The sequence below is a fragment of the Bradyrhizobium sp. in8p8 genome (genome assembly GCF_000426845.1).
Lineage (GTDB): Bacteria > Pseudomonadota > Alphaproteobacteria > Rhizobiales > Xanthobacteraceae > Bradyrhizobium > Bradyrhizobium japonicum_C.
Window position 1 is genome coordinate 125,400 of sequence record NZ_AUGD01000013.1, and the last position, 18,751, is coordinate 144,150.

General features: G+C 64.8%; 22 protein-coding genes and 1 pseudogene. 11 read left to right on the top strand and 12 right to left on the bottom strand.

The window, feature by feature from the left end:
* Positions 1 to 78: 78 nt before the first annotated feature.
* The 3 genes from K408_RS0128580 to K408_RS0128590 are packed head-to-tail and all read right to left on the bottom strand — an operon-like array spanning position 79 to position 2,302.
* Positions 79 to 1,308, bottom strand: coding sequence for a YbfB/YjiJ family MFS transporter (locus K408_RS0128580; RefSeq protein WP_024341667.1), 1,230 nt, complete (start codon positions 1,306 to 1,308; stop codon positions 79 to 81).
* Positions 1,309 to 1,339: 31 nt separating this feature from the next.
* Positions 1,340 to 1,576, bottom strand: coding sequence for a tautomerase family protein (locus tag K408_RS0128585; protein ID WP_024341668.1), 237 nt, complete (start codon positions 1,574 to 1,576; stop codon positions 1,340 to 1,342).
* Positions 1,577 to 1,591: 15 nt separating this feature from the next.
* Entirely contained in the window at positions 1,592 to 2,302 is a 711-nt protein-coding gene (locus K408_RS0128590; protein WP_024341669.1) for an SDR family NAD(P)-dependent oxidoreductase, read from the bottom strand.
* Between the two features lie 210 nt (positions 2,303 to 2,512).
* Here K408_RS0128590 and K408_RS0128595 point away from each other — a divergent pair, with 210 nt between their 5' ends.
* The 3 genes and pseudogenes from K408_RS0128595 to K408_RS38945 all read left to right on the top strand — a co-directional run bounded on the left by K408_RS0128595 (position 2,513) and on the right by K408_RS38945 (position 4,170).
* Positions 2,513 to 3,436, top strand: coding sequence for a LysR family transcriptional regulator (locus K408_RS0128595; protein WP_024341670.1), 924 nt, complete (start codon positions 2,513 to 2,515; stop codon positions 3,434 to 3,436).
* 112 nt (positions 3,437 to 3,548) lie between these two features.
* Positions 3,549 to 3,749, top strand: a complete 201-nt coding sequence (locus K408_RS0128600) for a hypothetical protein (protein ID WP_024341671.1) — start codon at positions 3,549 to 3,551, stop codon at positions 3,747 to 3,749.
* Positions 3,750 to 3,763: 14 nt separating this feature from the next.
* A pseudogene (locus tag K408_RS38945) lies at positions 3,764 to 4,170 on the top strand (hypothetical protein).
* Positions 4,171 to 4,791: 621 nt separating this feature from the next.
* On the opposite strand, the gene K408_RS0128610 reads toward K408_RS38945, so the two are convergent.
* The gene (locus tag K408_RS0128610; RefSeq protein ID WP_024341673.1) at positions 4,792 to 6,555 is read right to left on the bottom strand and encodes a winged helix-turn-helix domain-containing tetratricopeptide repeat protein; all 1,764 of its coding nucleotides are present in this window, start codon (positions 6,553 to 6,555) and stop codon (positions 4,792 to 4,794) included.
* 158 nt (positions 6,556 to 6,713) lie between these two features.
* Here K408_RS0128610 and K408_RS0128615 point away from each other — a divergent pair, with 158 nt between their 5' ends.
* Positions 6,714 to 8,291, top strand: a complete 1,578-nt coding sequence (locus K408_RS0128615; RefSeq protein WP_245265921.1) for an amidase — start codon at positions 6,714 to 6,716, stop codon at positions 8,289 to 8,291.
* Positions 8,292 to 8,341: 50 nt separating this feature from the next.
* On the opposite strand, the gene K408_RS42895 is transcribed toward K408_RS0128615, so the two are convergent.
* From K408_RS42895 to K408_RS38955, 3 genes are all read right to left on the bottom strand, one after another.
* Complete coding sequence (locus tag K408_RS42895; protein ID WP_024341675.1) at positions 8,342 to 8,764, bottom strand: hypothetical protein; 423 nt, start codon at positions 8,762 to 8,764, stop codon at positions 8,342 to 8,344.
* Between the two features lie 255 nt (positions 8,765 to 9,019).
* Positions 9,020 to 9,385: a DUF3833 family protein gene (locus K408_RS44155; protein WP_433994147.1), complete on the bottom strand. Its 366-nt coding sequence runs from the start codon at positions 9,383 to 9,385 to the stop codon at positions 9,020 to 9,022.
* A gap of 114 nt (positions 9,386 to 9,499) precedes the next feature.
* Positions 9,500 to 10,429, bottom strand: coding sequence for a LysR family transcriptional regulator (locus K408_RS38955; RefSeq protein ID WP_024341676.1), 930 nt, complete (start codon positions 10,427 to 10,429; stop codon positions 9,500 to 9,502).
* 93 nt (positions 10,430 to 10,522) lie between these two features.
* Between K408_RS38955 and K408_RS0128635 the strand changes: the two genes are divergently transcribed.
* Positions 10,523 to 11,509, top strand: coding sequence for an MBL fold metallo-hydrolase (locus K408_RS0128635; protein WP_029674353.1), 987 nt, complete (start codon positions 10,523 to 10,525; stop codon positions 11,507 to 11,509).
* Positions 11,510 to 11,541: 32 nt separating this feature from the next.
* On the opposite strand, the gene K408_RS0128640 is transcribed toward K408_RS0128635, so the two are convergent.
* Entirely contained in the window at positions 11,542 to 12,018 is a 477-nt protein-coding gene (locus tag K408_RS0128640; protein WP_024341678.1) for a DUF3833 family protein, read from the bottom strand.
* Positions 12,019 to 12,260: 242 nt separating this feature from the next.
* Between K408_RS0128640 and K408_RS0128645 the strand changes: the two genes are divergently transcribed.
* Positions 12,261 to 12,530: a hypothetical protein gene (locus K408_RS0128645; RefSeq protein WP_024341679.1), complete on the top strand. Its 270-nt coding sequence runs from the start codon at positions 12,261 to 12,263 to the stop codon at positions 12,528 to 12,530.
* A 58-nt stretch (positions 12,531 to 12,588) separates the two neighbouring features.
* On the opposite strand, the gene ku is transcribed toward K408_RS0128645, so the two are convergent.
* From ku to K408_RS0128660, 3 genes are all read right to left on the bottom strand, one after another.
* Entirely contained in the window at positions 12,589 to 13,557 is a 969-nt protein-coding gene (ku, locus tag K408_RS0128650; protein WP_024341680.1) for a non-homologous end joining protein Ku, read from the bottom strand.
* A gap of 172 nt (positions 13,558 to 13,729) precedes the next feature.
* A complete protein-coding gene (locus K408_RS38960) occupies positions 13,730 to 14,686 on the bottom strand; it encodes an SDR family oxidoreductase (RefSeq protein ID WP_024341681.1) in 957 nt (318 codons plus the stop codon).
* 61 nt (positions 14,687 to 14,747) lie between these two features.
* Positions 14,748 to 15,467 (bottom strand): hypothetical protein, encoded by a 720-nt coding sequence (locus tag K408_RS0128660; RefSeq protein WP_035728959.1) that lies wholly within the window; start codon positions 15,465 to 15,467, stop codon positions 14,748 to 14,750.
* Positions 15,468 to 15,677: 210 nt separating this feature from the next.
* On the opposite strand from K408_RS0128660, the gene K408_RS0128665 reads away from it, so the two are divergent.
* Entirely contained in the window at positions 15,678 to 16,298 is a 621-nt protein-coding gene (locus K408_RS0128665) for a TetR/AcrR family transcriptional regulator (protein WP_024341683.1), read from the top strand.
* Between the two features lie 40 nt (positions 16,299 to 16,338).
* Here the strand turns inward: K408_RS0128665 and K408_RS0128670 are convergent, their stop codons facing one another.
* Positions 16,339 to 17,136 (bottom strand): adenylate/guanylate cyclase domain-containing protein, encoded by a 798-nt coding sequence (locus K408_RS0128670; protein WP_024341684.1) that lies wholly within the window; start codon positions 17,134 to 17,136, stop codon positions 16,339 to 16,341.
* A gap of 176 nt (positions 17,137 to 17,312) precedes the next feature.
* Here K408_RS0128670 and K408_RS0128675 point away from each other — a divergent pair, with 176 nt between their 5' ends.
* The 4 genes from K408_RS0128675 (at position 17,313) to K408_RS0128690 (ending at position 18,750) form a co-directional block, all read left to right on the top strand.
* Positions 17,313 to 17,681, top strand: coding sequence for a rhodanese-like domain-containing protein (locus tag K408_RS0128675; RefSeq protein ID WP_028146025.1), 369 nt, complete (start codon positions 17,313 to 17,315; stop codon positions 17,679 to 17,681).
* 95 nt (positions 17,682 to 17,776) lie between these two features.
* Positions 17,777 to 17,983: a hypothetical protein gene (locus K408_RS0128680; RefSeq protein WP_024341685.1), complete on the top strand. Its 207-nt coding sequence runs from the start codon at positions 17,777 to 17,779 to the stop codon at positions 17,981 to 17,983.
* 86 nt (positions 17,984 to 18,069) lie between these two features.
* Complete coding sequence (locus tag K408_RS0128685) at positions 18,070 to 18,249, top strand: hypothetical protein (protein WP_024341686.1); 180 nt, start codon at positions 18,070 to 18,072, stop codon at positions 18,247 to 18,249.
* A gap of 207 nt (positions 18,250 to 18,456) precedes the next feature.
* A complete protein-coding gene (locus K408_RS0128690; RefSeq protein WP_024341687.1) occupies positions 18,457 to 18,750 on the top strand; it encodes a hypothetical protein in 294 nt (97 codons plus the stop codon).
* Position 18,751: the final 1 nt, after the last annotated feature.

Below are 18,751 nucleotides of genomic sequence, written 5' to 3' on the forward strand. Positions count from 1 at the left end.
CAAATCCGACGCACGGGTCTCGTCTCGGGAGACACCATGAAGCTCGGCATTTCCTTATGCCGGGCCGAGTTCCGGTGCCTACCGTTCGCGGGTCGCAAGCGAGACGCCAACATCGATCGCCAGTGCGAGCATCAGAGCGGCGCCGCCGAGTCCAAAGAGGACCGAATAGTCGCTTCCGGCCTGTGCGAAGATCCACGAAAAACCATAAGCAGCAGCCGCCTGGAACAGGGCAAAGCTGGTCGTGGCGTGGCCCCACATCGCTCGCTGTTGCTCAAGCGAGTGCGGCACCAGTTCATGCACCCGTCCAAGGACCAGGGGCACGATACCGGGCGTGAAGGCGCCGACCACCACGCTTGAGACGATCAATGACACCGGCGCCGTGCTGGCAGTGGGCAGCAGCACAGCGGCGGTCTCGATCAGGAACGCCGCGCGCAAAGCCGGACCGAATCCAGACCGGTCGCCCAGTTGGCCGGTGACGAGTGGCCCGACGACCGCGCCGAGGCCGTAGAGCACCCAGTAGCGGGACCCCGCGGCGATGCCCTGGCCAAGGCCACGCGCTACGAAATCGACGATGAAGACCATGTGCGGCACCAGGGCTACCGCATTGAGGCCGTATTGGAGCAGGAGCGCGCGGGCAACGAGCGAGCCACGATGGTGCTTCGCTTCATGCAAAGGCGTGGCAACAGGTTTCGCCTCCACAGGCCAATTCCACCAGCTCGCGATCGTGAGGAGCGCCGAAAGAAGACCAAGACCGTACCAGCTCTGCGACAAGCCCTGCTGCAGCAGCAACGGCACCAGCGTGCCCGATGCGGCCACTCCCAGGCCCACGCCAGCGAAAATCACGCCGCCGACGATGCCGCGCCGGGCGGCCGAAATGTGCGGCAGGATGACGGAAGCCGTCAGCACCATGATGATGCCGCCGGTCAGGCCGGACAGGAAGCGCCAAGCGAAGAACCACGCAAACGACAGCGGCGTTGCGCTTGCAAGAAACGAGAGCGTTGCAAGCAACATCATCGCCCGCAGGGCGCGGACCGCACCGATTCGGGTCGCGAGAGCCCGTGCCGCGAGCGCGCCGGCGAGATAGCCGGCCAAGTTCGCCGCACCGAGATAGACGACATCTGACGCGCCGAACCATTTCGCTGCAATGAGCGCCGGAATTAGAGGCGTGTAGGAAAACCGTGCGAGCCCGAGGCCGACCAGCGATGCAGACAAGCCTGCTACGGCGTATCGCCAGGTTGATCGTGAGTCCAATTCTGGTCGCGGGTGCAACCGGGACTTGATGTGCCGCTTCGTATCTGCAGTGGTCATGTCATCCTCCTGCGCGCGAAACCCGAGCGGATCAGTCCGTCCGCGCGGCTCGGCGGCGCCGGAATTCCGGCACGGGCATGCCGCCCCGGCCCCAATTGTCGGTGTCGACCTCCTCGATCACCACGAAAGTGGAGTCGAGCGGCTTGCCGAGCACGTCGCGCAAGAGCTCGCTCGATCCCTTGATCAACGCAGCTTTTTCCTTCGCCGTGAGCGACGTCGCTCCCGGCGTCGTTCCCTCGCGGGTTACTTGAATGGTAACGATTGGCATGGTCTCGCTCCGCGTTCAGTGACCTGCGCTCTGGCCGCCGTCGACATGGAGGATCTCGCCGGTGACAAAGGAGGCACCCTCGAGGTAAAGCACCGCATCGACGATGTCTGACATCTCACCCATGTGGCCGACCGGGTGCAGCGCGTCCAGCTGCGCATGCGTCGCGACGGGATGCATCGGCGACTTGATGATCCCGGGCGACACGGCATTCACACGGATGCCGCGCTTGGCATACTCGATCGCAAGCGACCTGGTCGCGGCATTCAGCCCACCCTTGCTCAGCGAAGCCAGTACCGACGGCACGTTCGAGTTGGCCTGATCGACCAGCGTCGTGGTGATCTGGACAATGTGACCCGACCCCTGCTTCTCCATTTCCGCAATCGCGAGTTGCGTGACGTTGAAGAAGCCCGCGACGTTCGTTCCCATCACCGCCGCATAGTCCTCGGCCGTGTATTGCGTGAACGGCTTTGCGACGAAGATGCCGGCGTTGTTGACCAGCGTGTCGACCCGACCGAAGCGGGCGATCGCCTGCGAGACGGCGCGTTCGGCGGTGGAACGATCGGCGATGTCGCCGGCAACGGCGAGGACGTCATCGTCGTCGGATGGCTTGATGGAGCGCGCCGTCGCCACGACGCGGTAGTTGCGATTGCGAAAACCCTGGACCAGGGCTGCGCCAATACCCTGCGACGCACCGGTGATGATGGCAACCTTCTGCTCGATACCCATGAGAGGCTCCTGTTGCTGGTTTGAAAGCTCGCCAGCGCCGGCTGGCTTGCCTCCTCAGCTACGCTGCGGCGGCTTGCTTGCGAATATCCGCAGCCCGGCAGACACTCTTTCGCCAGGCGAACGAATGCGGGGCTGGCGCCTCGAGGTGGTTGTCGCGACGAGGCTGAACGCCTAGCCTGCCACCGGAATGTGATGGTGCGGCAGGAAGGCATGGATCGACTGGATGCGATGAAGGTGTTCGTCCTTGCGGTGGACGAAGGAAGCTTGGCTGCGGCAGGGCGCAAACTCGGCCGCTCCCCGGCCGCGGTGAGCCGTGCAATCGCTTTCCTGGAGGAGCGTGTCGGCGCCGAGCTGCTGCACCGGACCACGCGATCGATCAAGCTGAGCGAGGATGGCGAGCGCTATGTCGAGGTCTGCCGCCGCGTCCTCACCGAGCTCGAGGAGGCCGAGGGCATCGCAACCGGAGCGCGCGCGGCGCCGCGCGGCCTTCTCACGATCACGGCTCCCGTCGTGTCGGGCGAGATGGTCTTGCGCCCCATCCTCGATGCGTTTCTGGACGCCTATCCCACCGTGTCGGCAAAGCTCCTGCTGTTCGACCGCGCGGTCAATCTGATCGAGGAAGGCGTCGACGTCGCGCTTCGCATCGGCCCTTTGGCGGATTCGGCGATGATCGCCATGCGGGTCGGCGAGATCAGCCGTGTCGTCGTGGCGGCGCCGCGCTATCTGAAGCAGCATCCGCGCATTGCCGAGCCCGGCGACCTCGCCAAGCACCAGATCGTTGCCATGGCGCATCTGCCTAATTCCTGGACGTTCGCGCCGCAGGCCGGCTCGTCAGCGCCGCGCACGGTCCAATTCACTCCGCGCCTCATCGTCAACAGCACCTATGCGGCAGTAGCCTCCGCGGTCGCCGGGCGCGGCGTGGCTCGGATGTACTCGTACCAGGTGGCGGAGCCTCTCGAACGTGGCGACCTTGAGATCGTACTGGCTGACCAAGAGGATCCCCAGATGCCCGCGCATTTGATCTGCCCGCAGGGCCGGCTCTCGGTGCCAAAGGTGCGCGCCTTCACCGACTTTGCAGTGCCGCGCCTGAAAAAGCAGTTTGCATCGCTGAAGAGGAGCATCTCGGCACGCTGATCATTGCTGCAATTGTTGGCGAGGGCCCATAGACCCGCCGCTTAACATGCTTGAATCGTCAGACCGGGAAAATTCGGCTAAGATGCTACTTTCCCTTATTGGGGGGCATCTCATGTTCGATACGGCAACCACCGCGCTTTTGCGAGCGGTCCTCGATGAAGTCTGCGAATGTGTCTCGCAGCGCGAGATCGGTGCACGTACCCACGTCACCTCGAAGATCTTGGAGGCGGCTACCAGGGGGGAGGTTGCTCCGGAGGCTCTCAAGCAGGTCGGTCGCGATGCCCTCTCGCACGCGCCCACGATGTGGCGCTGATCTGGAGGGCGGGCGTGAATTTCCAGGTCACAGTCCTCAAGATCCTGGCGGCTTATCCGGAGGGGTTTGCCGTGATGGAGGACCTCAAGAGAGACATGGCGATCCTGGCGACCAGCGGACGCGATTGGCTGATCGGACCAGACGCCTCGCGGCGCGGGTCCCTGACCTCGACATCTGGTCGCAAGGACTGGTCGAACGCCTAGGCGGAGGATGGAAGATCACCGCCAAAGGGCGGGCGGTGCTCGAGGTCATGGAGGCCCGCCCGGCAGTGTTAGAGACGGCTCATCTGCCCCCGGTGGAGAGTCCCAATCCGTCCTCCGAGGAGCCCGTTCCTCCGCTGCGACAGCCCGCTGATCGTGCCAAGCGGCGCCGGGAGCGGCGCCGCGAGGCCCGTGAACGAGCTAGGGCGAACGCCTCCTGAGGGAGGGTCGAGCTCCAAAAAGCCGCCAGCGGAGCTGGGCGGCTTTCCCGGACTGTCGGGTGCTTCCCAAGCTCAAGCGTGCTGCCGTTACCTTGTTCGCGGCAATGGCGCTCCGACCCACTAAACGAGCTTCGATTCGGCCACTGGGGGGCCGAGTTGTGCACCGGGTGTCGAGCCCGCCGGAACTCCGCAAGAAGCGGCGCGCAACGCGCCGCAGCGGTCGGTAGCGCCAATCGGAGATTGCGTTTTGCTCAGCCCACGGCCCATCGGAGGCGGAAGATGCGGAAAGCAAGAGCTGAAAGCTCAGACAAGCCGCACCAGTTTCGCACCAGAAACAGCCCGATCGAAACGGGACGAACGCCATCGAAATCAAACGAATGCGCAGCAAAATCAACGACGCTCGCCACTCTCCCGTCGCTCATAACGGTCTGGTTGCAGGTTCGAGTCCTGCCGGGCCCACCATAGTGAAATCATTAACTTCCTGGACCGGGAGCTTATTTGTTGTCTCGCCCACAGAAGCGCGTTCACGAAAATCAACGGACGTGAATGAAGGCGAGTGGGTTTGCGCGAACGGACAGACTGTCAAGACGGTCTTCTTGCCAGGCAGTTGGCTCCGCAGTGTTACTCTGGAAGCCCCGCCATCCTCAGACCTTCATAGAAGCGATTGCGCTCCTGCCAGAACGTAGCGTCGCGCGAGGATTCCGACGCTCTCAGGCTGCTCACCGTGTGGCCTCGAATACGCTTCTGGTATTCGGTCAGATTGTTCCTGGCCTGCTCGCCGCGACCGTGCAGGGCATCGATCGCCGCCCGCCATTGCCAAGCAAAGCCGTTTTCGGGACTACTGATCGTTGCCTGACGCATGTGCGCGTAGGCAGCTTCATCATGATGAAGGTGAAATTCAGCCATCCCCAAGGTAAAGTAGCCAAGGCTCACCTGTTCAGCATCGATTGGATCAAGACGGAGCGATAGCATAACCGGGGCGGCTACTTCTGCTGGACGGCCCTGTTGCAGCCTCAAGAAACCCAGCCGTTGCAACGCCCGCGGTTGATTCGGATAGAGTGATAGCACGCGCTGAATCGCCTGCTCCGCATCGTCGATCCGACCTTGCGCGGATAATACCAAGCTTCGCACGTAGTTTGCGCGGGGATCGTTAGGTTGCATGGCCAATGAACGATCGATCGCTTGCGCGGCGAGCGCGGTCTGAATGTCCGGTGCCTTGCTCCAGCGCGCCAGCACTTCGGTGATGTGACTAAGGGCAAGTCCCGCCAGCGCAGAGGCCGAATCGGGGTCTATCTGCAACGCCTGCTCGAATAGGGCCCGCGCCCGCTGCGGCTCTTCTCGTGTATGGATGCGCTTCAGCAGTCGCCAGCCGTGCAGCGTGGGATCGATAGCGGCAAACTTTCGCCCGCCGTAGGGCCGGTCGAAAGGCGTCTCGGCCTCGTCAATGCGTACTTTCAGCTCGTTGGCGATACGCGGCGTGATGTCCCGGCGCCAATTCCATCCGGCTTGTTCGGCATAGTCGAACCTACCCGACCACAACAGCGCCCCAGTGGCGCTCGCCTGCAGTTTCAGCACGATCGAGACAGCTTCTCCCTGCCGCTCTAAGCTGCCGCCCAAAACGTAGGCGACCGCCAGTCGGCGGCCGATGCTCTGTGTATCATTGTCGTAGCCGGCCGGCGAATGCCCCGCTGGATATCCGATCACGAGTGTGTCTGGGAGGCGAGACACTTCGATGGTGAGATCTTCAGTAACGGCCTCGGCGAGTACAGCGGCGCTGTCACCGCCGATACCTGCAAGTGGCAAAATCGTGATCGTGTTCTTGCTGACGAGGGCGCCGTTTTGTCCACGATGCATCAGCCCGAACCAGAGCACTCCTGCAAGCGCAGCAATACATATGGTCACGAACGCCAGCAGCCACGGAAGTGATCCGCGACGCTGCGCCCCCTGCGCCGCGGAGCCGAGCGAGTCGAGGGCACCCGCACCCTGTCCGCCCCCCTGATCGAGGGGCAGCGTGTCGACGGCAAGCGCGTCCAGCAAGTAACCACGGCGAGGCACGGTCTTGATCAGGCGTTGATCGCTGTCCCCGAGCGCGGCTCGCAGTTCGCTGATGCACTGAACCAGAGAATCGTCGGTTACTGCGACATCGGACCAAACGGCTTCAATGAGCTCATCCTTGGTTAGAAGCTGACCGGGATGACGGGCGAGGTAAACCAAGAGCGCAAAGCTCTTCGGGCGCAAGGCTACCACGGCGCCCCTAACGCGCAATTCGCCACGGCCCGGGTCAACATCAAAGCCACCAAAGTGAAGACCGCCACGGAGAGTCGGGGCCGGCTTGTCACCACCAGCCGCGTTTGGCTTCGTTTTCGTGCCAATTTCGGCGTTCATTCGGCGCTCTTTCGGGTGTCGTGGCGCCAACGCGCCTAGCCTCCCCCAACCGCACAGAACGGCGGCAATGCCGACGTCGTGCTGGTCCGCAATGCTAGTCCAAATCGGACGCCGCGGGAATGGCGCGCCGAAACGGCCCGGAGGAGCCAACCATGACGATGAACCGACGATTCCTTCTAGGGGCAGCCACCAGCACCGTCGCGACCATGACCGTGAAACCGCTCACCCGGGCTTTCGGCCAAGAGCCTGCCCGCTCGCCCATTCCCGAGCAACGCCTGGACTACGCTGACGTAAGCGCGTTGCGGTCGCTGCTCGACGCACGCAAGGTTTCGGCGACCGAATTGGTGGAGCACGCAGTTGGCAGGATCGAAGCCCTCGATTCCCGTATCAATGCCGTTGTCGTGCGCGATTTCGAACGCGCCCGGGCGGTTGCGCGCGAGGCCGATGCCGCGCTGGCGCGCGGCGAACGCCGACCATTGCTAGGAATACCTATGACGGTCAAAGAATCCTTCAATGTCGGAGGATTGCCGACCACCTGGGGGCTATCGACGGGTCGCGACTGGCGGGCAACTGAAGACGCCGTTCCAGTCGCCCGCCTCAAGGCAGCAGGCGCAGTGATCCTCGGCAAGACCAACCTCGCCATCGCGATTGCCGACTGGCAATGCTTCAATCCGATCTACGGAACGACCAACAACCCCTGGGACCTCGAGCGCACGCCGGGAGGCTCATCCGGCGGATCGGCGGCCGCGCTTGCCGCCGGCTATGTGCCGCTGGAACTCGGCTCGGATCTCAGCGCTTCGCTGCGAGCGCCCACGCATTTTTGCGGCGTCTTTGCCCACAAGCCGACGTCCAACCTGGTCCCGCAGCGAGGGCACGCACCACCCCGATCCCCTCCGCTGGCAACCGATCTCACCAGCGGATTGGGTGTTTGCGGGCCGATGGCGCGAACCGTCGCCGATCTCTCAACTGCGCTCGACGTGATCGCGGGCCCGGATGAGTACGAAGTGAAAGCCTATCGCCTCTCACTTCCGGCACCGCGGCATGGCGCGCTGAAAGACTTCCGCATACTCGTGCTCCACAGTCATCCTCTGCTGCCGGTGGCCAGCGAGATACGCGCCGCGCTTGATCAACTTGCGAACTGGCTGGCGAGGGCAGGAGCAAAAGTCGCGCGGTCCAGTTCGCTGCTGCCTGATCTCGCCGAATCCGCACGCCTGCATACCCGTATGGTGAGAAACTTCGCAGCGTTCGGCCGGCCTCCGGAATCCTTCAAGACGATTCAGGAGAACGTCGCTACGCTGAAGCCTGATGACGACAGCCTGAAGGCATGGCGATTGCGCGCGCCGCTGCTCAGCCACCACCAGTGGATGGCTGCGGAGATCGCGCGGGCCCGCCTTCGCCAGCAATGGGCCGGTCTGTTCAAGGAATTCGACGTGGTTCTGTGTCCGCCATTTTCTGTGGTCGCGTTCCCGCACGACCAGAAGCCGGAACAGGAAGATCGAACGATCGATATCGACGGCGAAACTCACCCCTATTTGTCGCTGATCGTCTGGGCGACCCTCGCTACGCCTCCAGGCCTGCCCGCCACCGTGATGCCGGTCGGCCGTTCCAAGGCGGGGCTTCCCATCGGCGTGCAGATCATCGGCCCATTATTCGAGGACCGCACCCCGCTTGCCTTCGCTCAACTGCTCGAAAGGGAATACGGAGGATTTGTAAGGCCGCCCGAAATTCGGCTTTGACTTACAGGTGCCACAAAAGCGGAGATAGTGCCGCCGACCTCCATCCCGCTTCAGGACGCGTTCGCCCTCGCCCGTTCGCGGGCTTCGCGGCGGCGCTCTCGCCGCTCGCGCCGCCGCTTGGCGCGGTCAGCTGGCTGCGGCAGCGGGGGAAGCGGCGCAATCTCCACTACCGGCTGGAACGTCTCATCGACCACGGCTGCAAGGCTGGGCTCGCTTGGTGCCGGGCGGGCTTCCATGAACGCCAATATCTCTCGCCCCTTGGCCGTCACTCGCCAGCCACCGCTGATGCGCTCGACAAGCCCATGCGAAAAGATGTCGAGGTCCGGCACCCGGCTGGCGAGACGCTTCGTCCGGTCGGCCCAATCGCGGCCGCTGGTTGCCAGGATGGCCATGTCGCGCTTGAGGTCTTCCATGACAGCAAAGCCGTCCGGATAGCTCACCAAGATCTTCAAAACCGTCACCTGAAAATTCACGCCCCCCGCCCCCGCTCTGGACCAATCAGCGCCAGAAGATCCCCTCCCGCGAGACGCCAACTGTAGTTTGCTTCAGCCCCTTCGCGATTCAAAAATGTTAAGTTCGAGGAAGAAGGGCGCGCAAGGAGCAGGGCTGCCCGCGTCGCCCGAACCTAGAGCTTCCGATACGTCACATGCGCCGTCGCGAACGGGATGCCCGCACGCCCGGCGCTGCCGCGAACGATGCAGGCGCGATCGTCGATCGCATAGAACCAGTCATCGAAATTCAACTTGAACGACTTGCCATCGCCCTGGGCGTGTCGCGCGTGTATGTCCAGTGGAAGGCGCACCCGGCCTGCTCGCCGGAGGCTTCGCCTTCCAGGCGATTCTCATGGCCGGTGTATTGACCCTCGCCCAGCTTGTGAATGGTCCAGCGCAGCGTGTCGCTGTGGCCGTCACGAAGGTGTAGGTTTCGGTCAGGACGACGGTGTCGGCGTCCAATTCGCCATGCGCCGCGATCGTCGCCCGCTTCAAGAGCCCGCCGACGAGGCTCTCGACCACCGCCCATCCTTCCAGGCGGCCGACGAAGAACTGCTCAGGGAGAAACAGCGGCGTGGTGCAGGCGAACGCATCGATGGCCATGGGCTTTTCCTATTGAAACCGACGACGACATAAGCCGCCTCTCAGCACCTGGTTCCTCGGGAGGAAACCTGTGGGCTATTGCGACAGCAAGCCGGTCCGACATTTTCGCGTCGGTTAGGCGCCGTCGCTTCCCGGTTTGACACCATCGATCACGAGCCGGCGCAGCCAGACCGCGCCGGGATCGTCGTGGCTTCGTTCGTGCCAGAGCAGGCGGTAGCCGTAGGGCGTCACCTGCGCCGGCGGCTTCAGCATCACGAGGCCGAGCCGCGGCGCGAGCTGCCGGGCGGCCCGCGAGGGCATGGTCACCAGGTAATCCGACGCTGCCGTGATGACCGCGGCCGTTGCGAAATAGGGAACGCGCAGCGCGACGTGCCGCTTGTAGCCGCGCTCGGCCAACGCGGTGTCGATCGGCCCGCCCTGCCCGCCGAAAATGCTGACCACGATGTGCGGCCAGGCCGTGAACAGCTTGATCGGCAGCACGTCCCTAGCCCCGCGCATCTCCTTGAGCAGAGGATGGCCTTGCCGGATCAGCGTCACGAAGCTTTCGCGGAACAGCTCGCGCGCCCGAAACGTGCCGGAGACCGGATTATCGGCATACAGCACGAAATCGACCTGACCGTCGGCGAGCATGCGAAACACATCACGCGAGAAGCCGACGATTTCGATCGCCGCACCGGGTGCCTCGCGCGCAAAGCGGGCGGCGACATTGGGCAGGATGGCGAGCGCGCCATAATCGGTGGTCGCGATGCGAAAGACGCGGTCGGTGGCGGACGGATCGAATTTCGGCTTGTGGAGAAATGTCTCGACCCCGCCGAGCAGGTTCGCCAGCGGCTCGCGCATCGCCTCGGCGCGGAGCGTCGGCATCATGCCGCTTGCCGCCTTCACCATCAGCCGGTCGCCGAACAGGCGCCGCAGCTTTGCCAGCGCACGGCTGACCGCCGGTTGACTGCTGCCGAGACGCTCGGCGGCGCGCGTGACGCTGCCGGTCTCGAGCAGCGCATGCAGCACCACCAGCAGATTGAGGTCGACTTTCGCTAAATCCATTGATCGCATAATGCAAATTCTATCATGACATTTGTGGATGACACCAGATCGGCATACACAGCCGTCCAGCGCCGCCAGGCCGGAGAAGCCGTCATGCCACTGCAACTGAACATCAGCCGCCGCCTCCTGCTCGCGGGCAGCACGGCCGCAGCGATGACGCCGCTGCTGGGCATGCCGGCCGCGCTCGCGCAAACGGCGGCGCCCAGGACCAATTCCGGCCACTACAGCTTCCGGATCGGCGAGATCAAGGCGACCGTCGTCAGCGACGGCACGCTGAGCGGCAATCCGCGCATCTACGCCTCGACCGCGCAGGCGGAGGAGCTCGGCAGGACCTTGAGCGATGCGTTCCTGCCAACCGACAGCTTCAGGCTCAACCTGAACACGCTTCTGCTGGAAACCGGCGACAGGAAAATCCTGATCGAGGCCGGTGCAGCGCAAACGCTCGGCCCTGACGGCGGACATCTGTTCCGCAATCTTGCGGCGATCGGCGTGCAGCCCGAACACGTCGACGCCATCGTGATCACGCATACCCACCCCGATCACGTCGGCAATCTCAGCCGCCCCGACGGGTCGAGCGCCTTTCCGAAGGCGGCCGTTTATATTCCCGAGGACGACTTCGCCTTCTTCATCCGGGGCGAGCCGGACCTGTCGCGGCTGCCCATGCCGGAAGATTTCCGGCGCGCCTTCATCGCCAATATCAAGCGCAGCGTCGCGCCGGTCGCCAAATCTGCCGTGCTGTACCGGCCGGGCAGCGAAGTGTTGCCGGGCCTGACGACGATCGCCGCCGGCGGCCACACGCCTGGCATGTCGGCGATCCTGGTGCACTCCGGCGCGCAAGCATTGCTGATCACGTCCGATGCCGCCTATAGCCCCCTGCTCAACATCGACAATGCCTGGCGGCCCGGCCCCGATCTCGATCCCGATACCGCCTTGCAGTCGCGCAGGCGCTTGTTCGACCGCGCCGCGGCGGACCGCATCCCGGTGCTCGGGTTTCATTTTCCGTTTCCGGGCATCGGCAACATCAGGAAAACGGACGGCTTCTATCGCTGGGTGCCGGCGAACTGGCGGTTCGAAGGCTGAGCCGGTCACACCTGAGGCCGTGCCGCCCGAACCTAAAACCTCCGATAGGTCACATGCGCCGTCGCGAACGGGATGCCCGCGCGCCCGGCGCTGCCGCGCACGATGCAGGCGCGATCATCGATCGCGTAGAACCAGTCGTCGAAGTTCAGCTTGAACGATTTGCCATCGCCCTGGGGCGTGTCGCGCGTGTACGTCCAGTGAAATGCACAACCGGCCTGCTCGCCGGCGGCTTCACCTTCCAGGCGATTTTCATGGCCGGTGTACCGACCTTCGCCCAGCTTGTGAATGGTCCAGCGCAGCGTGTCGCTGTGGCCGTCATCGAAGGTGTAGGTTTCGGTCAGGACGACAGTGTCGGCGTCGGCGTCCAGCTCGCCATGAGCCCTGATCGACGCGCGCTTCAGGAGCCCGCCGACGAGGCTCTCGACCACCGCCCATCCTTCAAGGCGGCCGACGAAGAACTGCTCGGGGAGAAACACCGGCGTGGAGCCGGCGAACGCATCAATGGCCATGGCGAGTCCTCCGAACCGATGGCGACATAAGTCGCCGCGCGATGCCTGGTTCCCAAAGGCGAAGCCTGCCTGGCCGCCGAGTGCCTTGCAACGCATGCAGACCCTGCGCCACACCGCGCGCTCCCCTCATGCGGAACACGTGGACAAAGCCCAGCCCTGTGGTTCGGGAATCCCTGCCCCGTGCTAACCGCCCGGAACGATTTGGCAATGGCACGGATTCGTCCCGCAGGAGCGATCTCGAAATGCTGATGACCAAGGAAAGACGGCCGGCGATCCGCACCTTGAGGGGCTGGGCCATCCACTTGCTGCAGGAAGCGGGCGCGATCTGCGAATGCGAGGAGCATGGCTGGGCCAGGGATCGCGCCGACCCGCACGCGCGGACGCGCGCGCTCGCGCTTGCGCGCCGGGAGCCGCCGGACGGCGTCTCCGCGGATCAGGCGGTCGCGGAGATCAACGATGTGCTCGATTCGATCGGCGATGCCTGTCCGGAGTGTCCCGACGAGAACCTTTGAGGCTTCCACAAGCGACCGCGGACGACGAGGTCGCGTCCGTCCGGCGTCGCCGGATGCTTCATGCCGATTTCCGCCGCGCTCCTGAGGCCTGCTTCTTCGCGGACGAGTCCTTGGCGGCGGCCGCCTTCCTGCCTGCGATCGGCATCAGCATCTCCTTCTGGCCGGCCGCCGCCTTCCTCGGCTTCTTCGCCGGCTTGCCCGCCTTCGCGGGCGCGGCCTCCTGCCCGGCCTGCTTGCCGGCGTCCTTCCCGGCCTCCTTGCCGACGCTGCGGCGCAGCGCCTCCATGAGGTCGACGACGTTCTCGCCCTGCGGCCGCTCCTTCGGCCGGATCACCTTGCCGGCGCGCTTCTCGTTGATCAGCTCGATCAGCGCGGTCTCGTAATGGTCCTCGAACTTTTCGGGTGTGAAGCGTCCGGCCTTCTGGTTGACGATGTGCCGGGCGAGATCGAGCATGTCCTTGGTGACCTTCACGTCCTGGATCTCGTCGAAATAGTCCTGCTCGCTGCGGACCTCGTAGGGGTAGCGCAGGAGGGTGCCGACGAGGCCCTTGTCCATCGGCTCCAGCGCGATGATGTGCTCGCGGCTGGTCAGCACCACGCGCCCGATCGCGACCTTGTCCATCTCGCGGATGGTCTCGCGGATCACCGCGAAGGCGTCGTGGCCGACCTTGCCGTCGGGCCGGATGTAATAGGGGCGGATCAGATAGCGCGCGTCGATGTCGGACTTGTCGACGAACTCGTCGATCTCGATGGTGCGCGTGGACTCCAGCGCGATCTCCTCGAGCTCTTCCCTGGACACCTCGATGTACTGGCCCTTCTCCAGCTCGTAGCCCTTGACGATGTCCTCGTTCGGCACCTCGTCGCCGGTGTCCGCATCCACCTTCACGTATTTGATGCGGTGGCCGGTCTGCCGGTTGAGCTGGTTGAACGAGATCTTCTCGCTTTCGGATGTGGCCGGATATAGCGCCACGGGACAGGTGACGAGGGACAGTCTCAGGAAGCCTTTCCAATTGGCGCGCGGGGCCATTTACGCAGAACTCCGGTTCGAGGCACGGATTCAAGACGAACGGCCGTCCTGGGTTCCGACATGGCTTGTGGAGAAAACGGCAGCCATCCGTCGACCGGCCGCGGCGGGCCCCGACGGGACCGGTTTGGGCCGAAAAGCGGCATGAATCGCGTGGATTTCCGGTATTCGGGCGTCAAGTGCACGGATCTGTCTTCGTCCGGGCGCGATGTGACTCCGTCGCGAAGCTGGCGCCGGTCAATCTTGCCGAGACATCCCACAGGCGAGACGCCACCGCGTCGTCATCGGCCTGCGGCGGCACGCGCGCCACGGAGGGCGAGCCGCGCGTTTCCCCGAACTTGTCCGGGCCGTAATAGCCACCGGGGACAATGTCCGGCGATGTCGCCGCGAACAACGTCGGCAGCGCACCTTGCGCCGCCGGCTGAAACAGGAACCAGAGGGCCGTCCGCGCCAGGCCGGGGAGGCTCATCCGGCCGGCCCCATTCGGGATGAGGTCGGTGCGCGACACGCCGGGATGGGCCGCAACGCTGGTGATGCCCCAGCCGAAGGCCCGGCTGCGCCGCTGCAACTCGAACGCAAACATCAGGTTCGCAAGCTTGGACTGGCTGTAGATCGGCATCGGCTCGTAGCGACGCTCGGCCTGCAAATTGTCGAACGCGATCGCTCCGCTGCGCGCGGCCACGCTGGAGACGGTGACGACACGGGGCTGAACGCCTTTCCGCAGCAATGGGAGAAGCTCGGCCGTTAGCGCGAAATGGCCGAGATGGTTGGTGCCGAACTGCAGCTCGAAGCCGTCGGCCGTCAGCTGCCGGGTCCGGGGCGTCATCACCGCGGCGTTGTTGACGAGCAGGTCGAGACTGTCCCGTTCGGCGCGCAATCGGGCGCCGAAGGCTCGAACCGAATGAATATCCGCAAGATCGAGCCATTCGAACCGGACGTTCGCATTCGGCTCGTGCGAGCGGATGCGCGCGACGGCGTCGGCTCCCTTGGCTGCATTGCGGCCGGCGATGATCACCTCGGCGCCCGCGCATGCGAGCGCAAGCGCATCCTCGTAACCGAGGCCACCCGTGCCTGTGACGACGGCGCAGCGCCCCCGCTGTGACGGAATATCGCTCGCATTCCAACCGGGCATCGGGCCACCTCCCACGGCACAACGTGACGTCCGGCGCATTAAATTACACTGAGTGTAATTTTCAAGCTTCGTGCCGCGTGGGCGTGTTGACCTTCTCGTGAACGGCGCCTGCATCGCGGCCTGGTGGCACATTGCGCTTGTTCGGCTGCAGCGAAGCTTTCAGGACGCCGCGCAGCCGAACAAGCCCGAGCGCGGCGAACGAGCGCAGCTTCGCCAGCATCCCGGCGCGGATGACGGTCAGCGCCGGAAGCAGCGCGAGCAGCAGGCTGAGGCCGATCCAGCGCAAGAGGCGGCCGGCCAGAAAGGCCTGGATAGTCGGCGTCCACTCGTTCACGACGAGATTGACGGTCGCGGCGAACGCGGCCTTCGCACCGAGGCACAGGAAGCTGTTCGAGACGATCTTCGCCAGATCGAAGCAGGGATGGAACGAGATGGCGCAGAGCAGGAGGAGGATGCCGACGTTGCCGAGATACGGCGACCGCATCGCCCTCGCCGCGCGGGCAAGGCTGCGCGCGGCAAATCGACGCTCGTCGCGCTCCCTGGGCGCAGCGTGCACGGGGCCGTCCAGGCGATGCCCGGCGGGTTGGAAGGCTCGCGCGTCGCGTACCGTCGGGCTGGTGATCTGCAGGCCTCTGTGAGGTCTGCCGATTGCACGGCGAGGCCGGTGCATCGCGCCTGGGCGGTTGGTGGCGACGGCGTAGCCGGCGGGCCGGCGGCGCAGAAGCTCGATATGGCCGGAGCTGCGCACGCGCTGGTCCATTCCGGCGGCCGGTTGCAGCAAGCCTGGCTCTGCACCACGGGAATCGCAACGCGAGGCATCGGCATCCCGGTCGTTCGCCGGGCCGTCCCTGTCTGCAGTCATCTTGCTCCGGTTCGCTTGGTCTTGGACGCTTGGATCGGTCGAGCCTTGCCGGCCGGCCTCACATGCAGTAATTTCGCACTTGATGCGGAATTTTATCGCACTGAGTGTAATTTTGAATGAGGCCGTTGTGTGTCGGAACAGGACGGAGACGACGCATCACCAAAAAGAGAAGGACTGCGGGAGCAAAAGCGGCGCGAAACGTTGCGACGGATCGCGGACACCGGGTTGAGGCTCTTCCTCCGCAACGGCTATGAGGCGACCACGCTCGATGCCATCGCCGCGGCAGCGGGAATTTCGCGCCGAACCTTCTTCTATTACTTCAAGTCGAAGGAAGACATCATCCTGGCCTGGCAGGGCGGTCTCGCCGACGCCATAGGGCGGGCGGTTCTGGAGCAATCAACCAAGCAGACGCCGCTGGACGCGGTGAAGAACGCGCTGGTCAAGCTCACGGCGTCCTACGAGGACGTTCAGGCCCGCAAGCAAATGATGGAGATCGACCGCTTCATCCGCGCCAACGAGACGCTTCGCGCCCGCGAGGCCACCAAGTACGCGCAGCAGGAGCAGGCGGTCTTCGACGCGCTCTGCACGTTGTGGCCGCAGCCGAAGCGGCGGACCGCACTCCGCATGGTCGCGATGGTCTCCATCGGAGCCTTTCGCCTTGCGATCGACAGCTGGAGCCAGGACGAGGGAAGGCGCCCGTTTGCCGCCTATCTGCGCGACCGTTTCGCCAACATGAAGGCGGAAGCTTGAGCGGCCGGTGGCGTTTGATCGGGTGAGAGTCCGATCGCCCTCACCCCTCCACCCGCCACAGCCGCCACCGCTCCGGCACGCCCTTGAGCCGGTGCATGCCGTGATCCCTCAGGCTCGCCGCCGCCTGCGCCGTCATCAGCGCCCTCACCGCGCTCGACACCAGCACCTCTCCTCCGCGCGCTTTCGCCGCAACGCGGGTGCAGATGTGGAAGGCGAGGCCGACCATTTCTCCGCCGCTGATGGTGTATTCGCCGGCATGCAGGCCGACCCAGATCTCGAGGCCGAGCGTGCGCACGGCTTTCTGGATCGCGTTCGCGCAGGCGAGGCCGGCGGCGGGCTTCCGGAATGTCGCCAGCACGCCGTCGCCGGTGGTGACGACTTCCCTGCCGCCGCACGTCTTCAGTTCCTTGCGGACGGCGGCGTAGTAATGGCCCATCACCCTCGTCCAGCGCGCATCGCCGAGCTTGGCGGCCTTCGCGGTGGAGCCGACGATGTCGACGATGAGAATGGTGGCGAGCGCCTGCTTGAGCTCCGCGTTGCGCGCGGCGGACGGGCGCCGGTTCGCGATGGGTCCGGTCAGCGGCTCGTAGCGATGATTGCGACGCCGTGCGATCGCGGCCTTGGTGTAATCCTGCGCGCGCTGCGCCGTGCGGCAGCGGATCGTCTTCTCCTGCGGTGATCGCGCCCAATACACCTTGCGCGCGGCCCCGGTGCCCTGCACCTCCACGGCGCCCCACTTCAGGAAGACCGCCGAGCCGACGCACCTGACGCACCACGCCTTCGACGTGTATCCGGAGACGTTGGATTGATGGACTCCGATGCGAAGGAATTTCGGCATGAAGATGCGGCCAGAGACCGTTTGGGCGTCGCTTTCGCAAAGGCTAGTCGCACATTCCTGCGTTGGCAACCGGGCCTCCGCCCCCCTCACTTCAGCAAGGCAACCTCATCCGGGAGCGACTTCCAATTCGATGTGCTATCCTCCTGTGGGGCGGCAGAAGAAAACCCGGAGAAACCATGGCAACGAGTGTCAAGCAAATGCTGGAAGCTGCGAACGCGGAGGTCCCGAAGATCGCCTCGGAGCAGGCGGCCGAGATGATCAACAAGGGCAACACGCTGGTGGTGGACGTTCGCGACGCGCCGGAAGTCGCCGCCAGCGGCAAGATCGCCGGCGCCGTCAACGTCTCGCGCGGGATGCTCGAGTTTCGCGCCGACCCGGAGTCGCCCTATCACGACAAGGCGTTCGACAGAAGCAAGACCGTCATCCTCTATTGCGCATCCGGCGGCAGGTCGGCGCTGGCCGGCAAGCTCCTGAAGGATATGGGCTACGAGAACGTCTACAACCTCGGCGGCTTCAAGGACTGGACGGGCCCGGTGGAGAGGTAGGGGATACAAGCAGCGCGGTTCCCTCGACTGCGCTGCGAACTCCGATTGGCACTTCCTGCGACAAGGCGCGTTGCGGTCTTTTCGAGGAGGTGCAGATGACCAAGACGAAGGCGTCCGACACGCAAGTCGCGAGCACCGGAGCGCAGCCGGCACTCAATCCCGGCGATGAAGCCCCGTCGGGAACGACGGGCACCGGTGAGGATGTCTGCCCGGACTGTAACGGCAAGGGGCGGATCGACGGCGCTCCCTGCGAGACCTGCAGGGGGAGCGGGACCGTCACCCGGGCCATCGGCGGGGCCTGACCGGCTCGGTCGATCGAGGCTTCATCCTTGAAGCAACGATCGGCCTCCACGTGCGTTTTGCCTGCGGAGACTCCGCGAGGCGCGCCATGAGCAGGGATAACGAACTGAAGCCCGACGATTTCCCGATCCAGGCCGACAAGGACAAGCTGAGGACGCACAAGGGCGAGCCGGTTGCAGTGGCGGAATCGGAGCAGATTGCGGACGAGATCGCCGACCGGCTCAACGAGCACGCCCACCAGGAAGAGCAGGATCGCTGGTCGGCCTGAGGGCACGCGCGCTCCGAACGGGAAACAGGAACGCTGATAGGGCTGATAGGAACGGCTTGATAGGAACGCCTTGGGTTCCCGCGCATTGGGCCACGCCGGGGTTCTGCAATTCCGGCACATGGCGGCCCCGGCAAGCCCTCCCCCGGACCGGCCGGGGCCGCCTGACCCCAACCCGCAGGAGCCTGACCCCAACCCGCAGGAGCAGACATGAAAGCACTCGTTCTCGCAGCGCTAGTCGCGGCGCTCGCCTCCCCTCTCGCCGCATTCGCCCAGGGCGGTACCGGCGCATCCAGGACCGGGTCGAGCATCAATTCGAGCGGGACCGGCGGGACGACAGGCGCGGGAGCTTCGGGCCTCAACACATCCGCGGACAACAACAGCGGCGGCGCGAGCGCACCGGCAAAGTCATCGACCATGCGGCCGGGCGACAACGATCCTTCCAGGCGGGACCAGGGCGGTCGGCAGGCCGAGCCGAACGCCCCCGGCACCCAGCGCAAATAGC

Bases quoted from the DNA above. Each gene is read 5' to 3' on its own strand.
- K408_RS0128680 (WP_024341685.1), top strand. From the start codon at position 17,777: ATGACCAAGACGAAGGCGTCCGACACGCAAGTCGCGAGCACCGGAGCG.
- K408_RS0128590 (WP_024341669.1), bottom strand. From the start codon at position 2,302: ATGGGTATCGAGCAGAAGGTTGCCATCATCACCGGTGCGTCGCAGGGT.
- ku (WP_024341680.1), bottom strand. From the start codon at position 13,557: ATGGCCCCGCGCGCCAATTGGAAAGGCTTCCTGAGACTGTCCCTCGTC.
- K408_RS0128685 (WP_024341686.1), top strand. From the start codon at position 18,070: ATGAGCAGGGATAACGAACTGAAGCCCGACGATTTCCCGATCCAGGCC.
- K408_RS0128640 (WP_024341678.1), bottom strand. From the start codon at position 12,018: ATGGCCATTGATGCGTTCGCCGGCTCCACGCCGGTGTTTCTCCCCGAG.
- K408_RS0128600 (WP_024341671.1), top strand. From the start codon at position 3,549: ATGTTCGATACGGCAACCACCGCGCTTTTGCGAGCGGTCCTCGATGAA.
- K408_RS0128690 (WP_024341687.1), top strand. From the start codon at position 18,457: ATGAAAGCACTCGTTCTCGCAGCGCTAGTCGCGGCGCTCGCCTCCCCT.
- K408_RS0128645 (WP_024341679.1), top strand. From the start codon at position 12,261: ATGCTGATGACCAAGGAAAGACGGCCGGCGATCCGCACCTTGAGGGGC.
- K408_RS38955 (WP_024341676.1), bottom strand. From the start codon at position 10,429: ATGGATTTAGCGAAAGTCGACCTCAATCTGCTGGTGGTGCTGCATGCG.
- K408_RS0128610 (WP_024341673.1), bottom strand. From the start codon at position 6,555: ATGAACGCCGAAATTGGCACGAAAACGAAGCCAAACGCGGCTGGTGGT.
- K408_RS0128670 (WP_024341684.1), bottom strand. From the start codon at position 17,136: ATGCCGAAATTCCTTCGCATCGGAGTCCATCAATCCAACGTCTCCGGA.
- K408_RS0128675 (WP_028146025.1), top strand. From the start codon at position 17,313: ATGGCAACGAGTGTCAAGCAAATGCTGGAAGCTGCGAACGCGGAGGTC.
- K408_RS0128585 (WP_024341668.1), bottom strand. From the start codon at position 1,576: ATGCCAATCGTTACCATTCAAGTAACCCGCGAGGGAACGACGCCGGGA.
- K408_RS0128595 (WP_024341670.1), top strand. From the start codon at position 2,513: ATGGATCGACTGGATGCGATGAAGGTGTTCGTCCTTGCGGTGGACGAA.
- K408_RS0128580 (WP_024341667.1), bottom strand. From the start codon at position 1,308: ATGACCACTGCAGATACGAAGCGGCACATCAAGTCCCGGTTGCACCCG.
- K408_RS0128635 (WP_029674353.1), top strand. From the start codon at position 10,523: ATGCCACTGCAACTGAACATCAGCCGCCGCCTCCTGCTCGCGGGCAGC.
- K408_RS44155 (WP_433994147.1), bottom strand. From the start codon at position 9,385: ATGGCCATCGATGCGTTCGCCTGCACCACGCCGCTGTTTCTCCCTGAG.
- K408_RS38960 (WP_024341681.1), bottom strand. From the start codon at position 14,686: ATGCCCGGTTGGAATGCGAGCGATATTCCGTCACAGCGGGGGCGCTGC.
- K408_RS0128615 (WP_245265921.1), top strand. From the start codon at position 6,714: ATGAACCGACGATTCCTTCTAGGGGCAGCCACCAGCACCGTCGCGACC.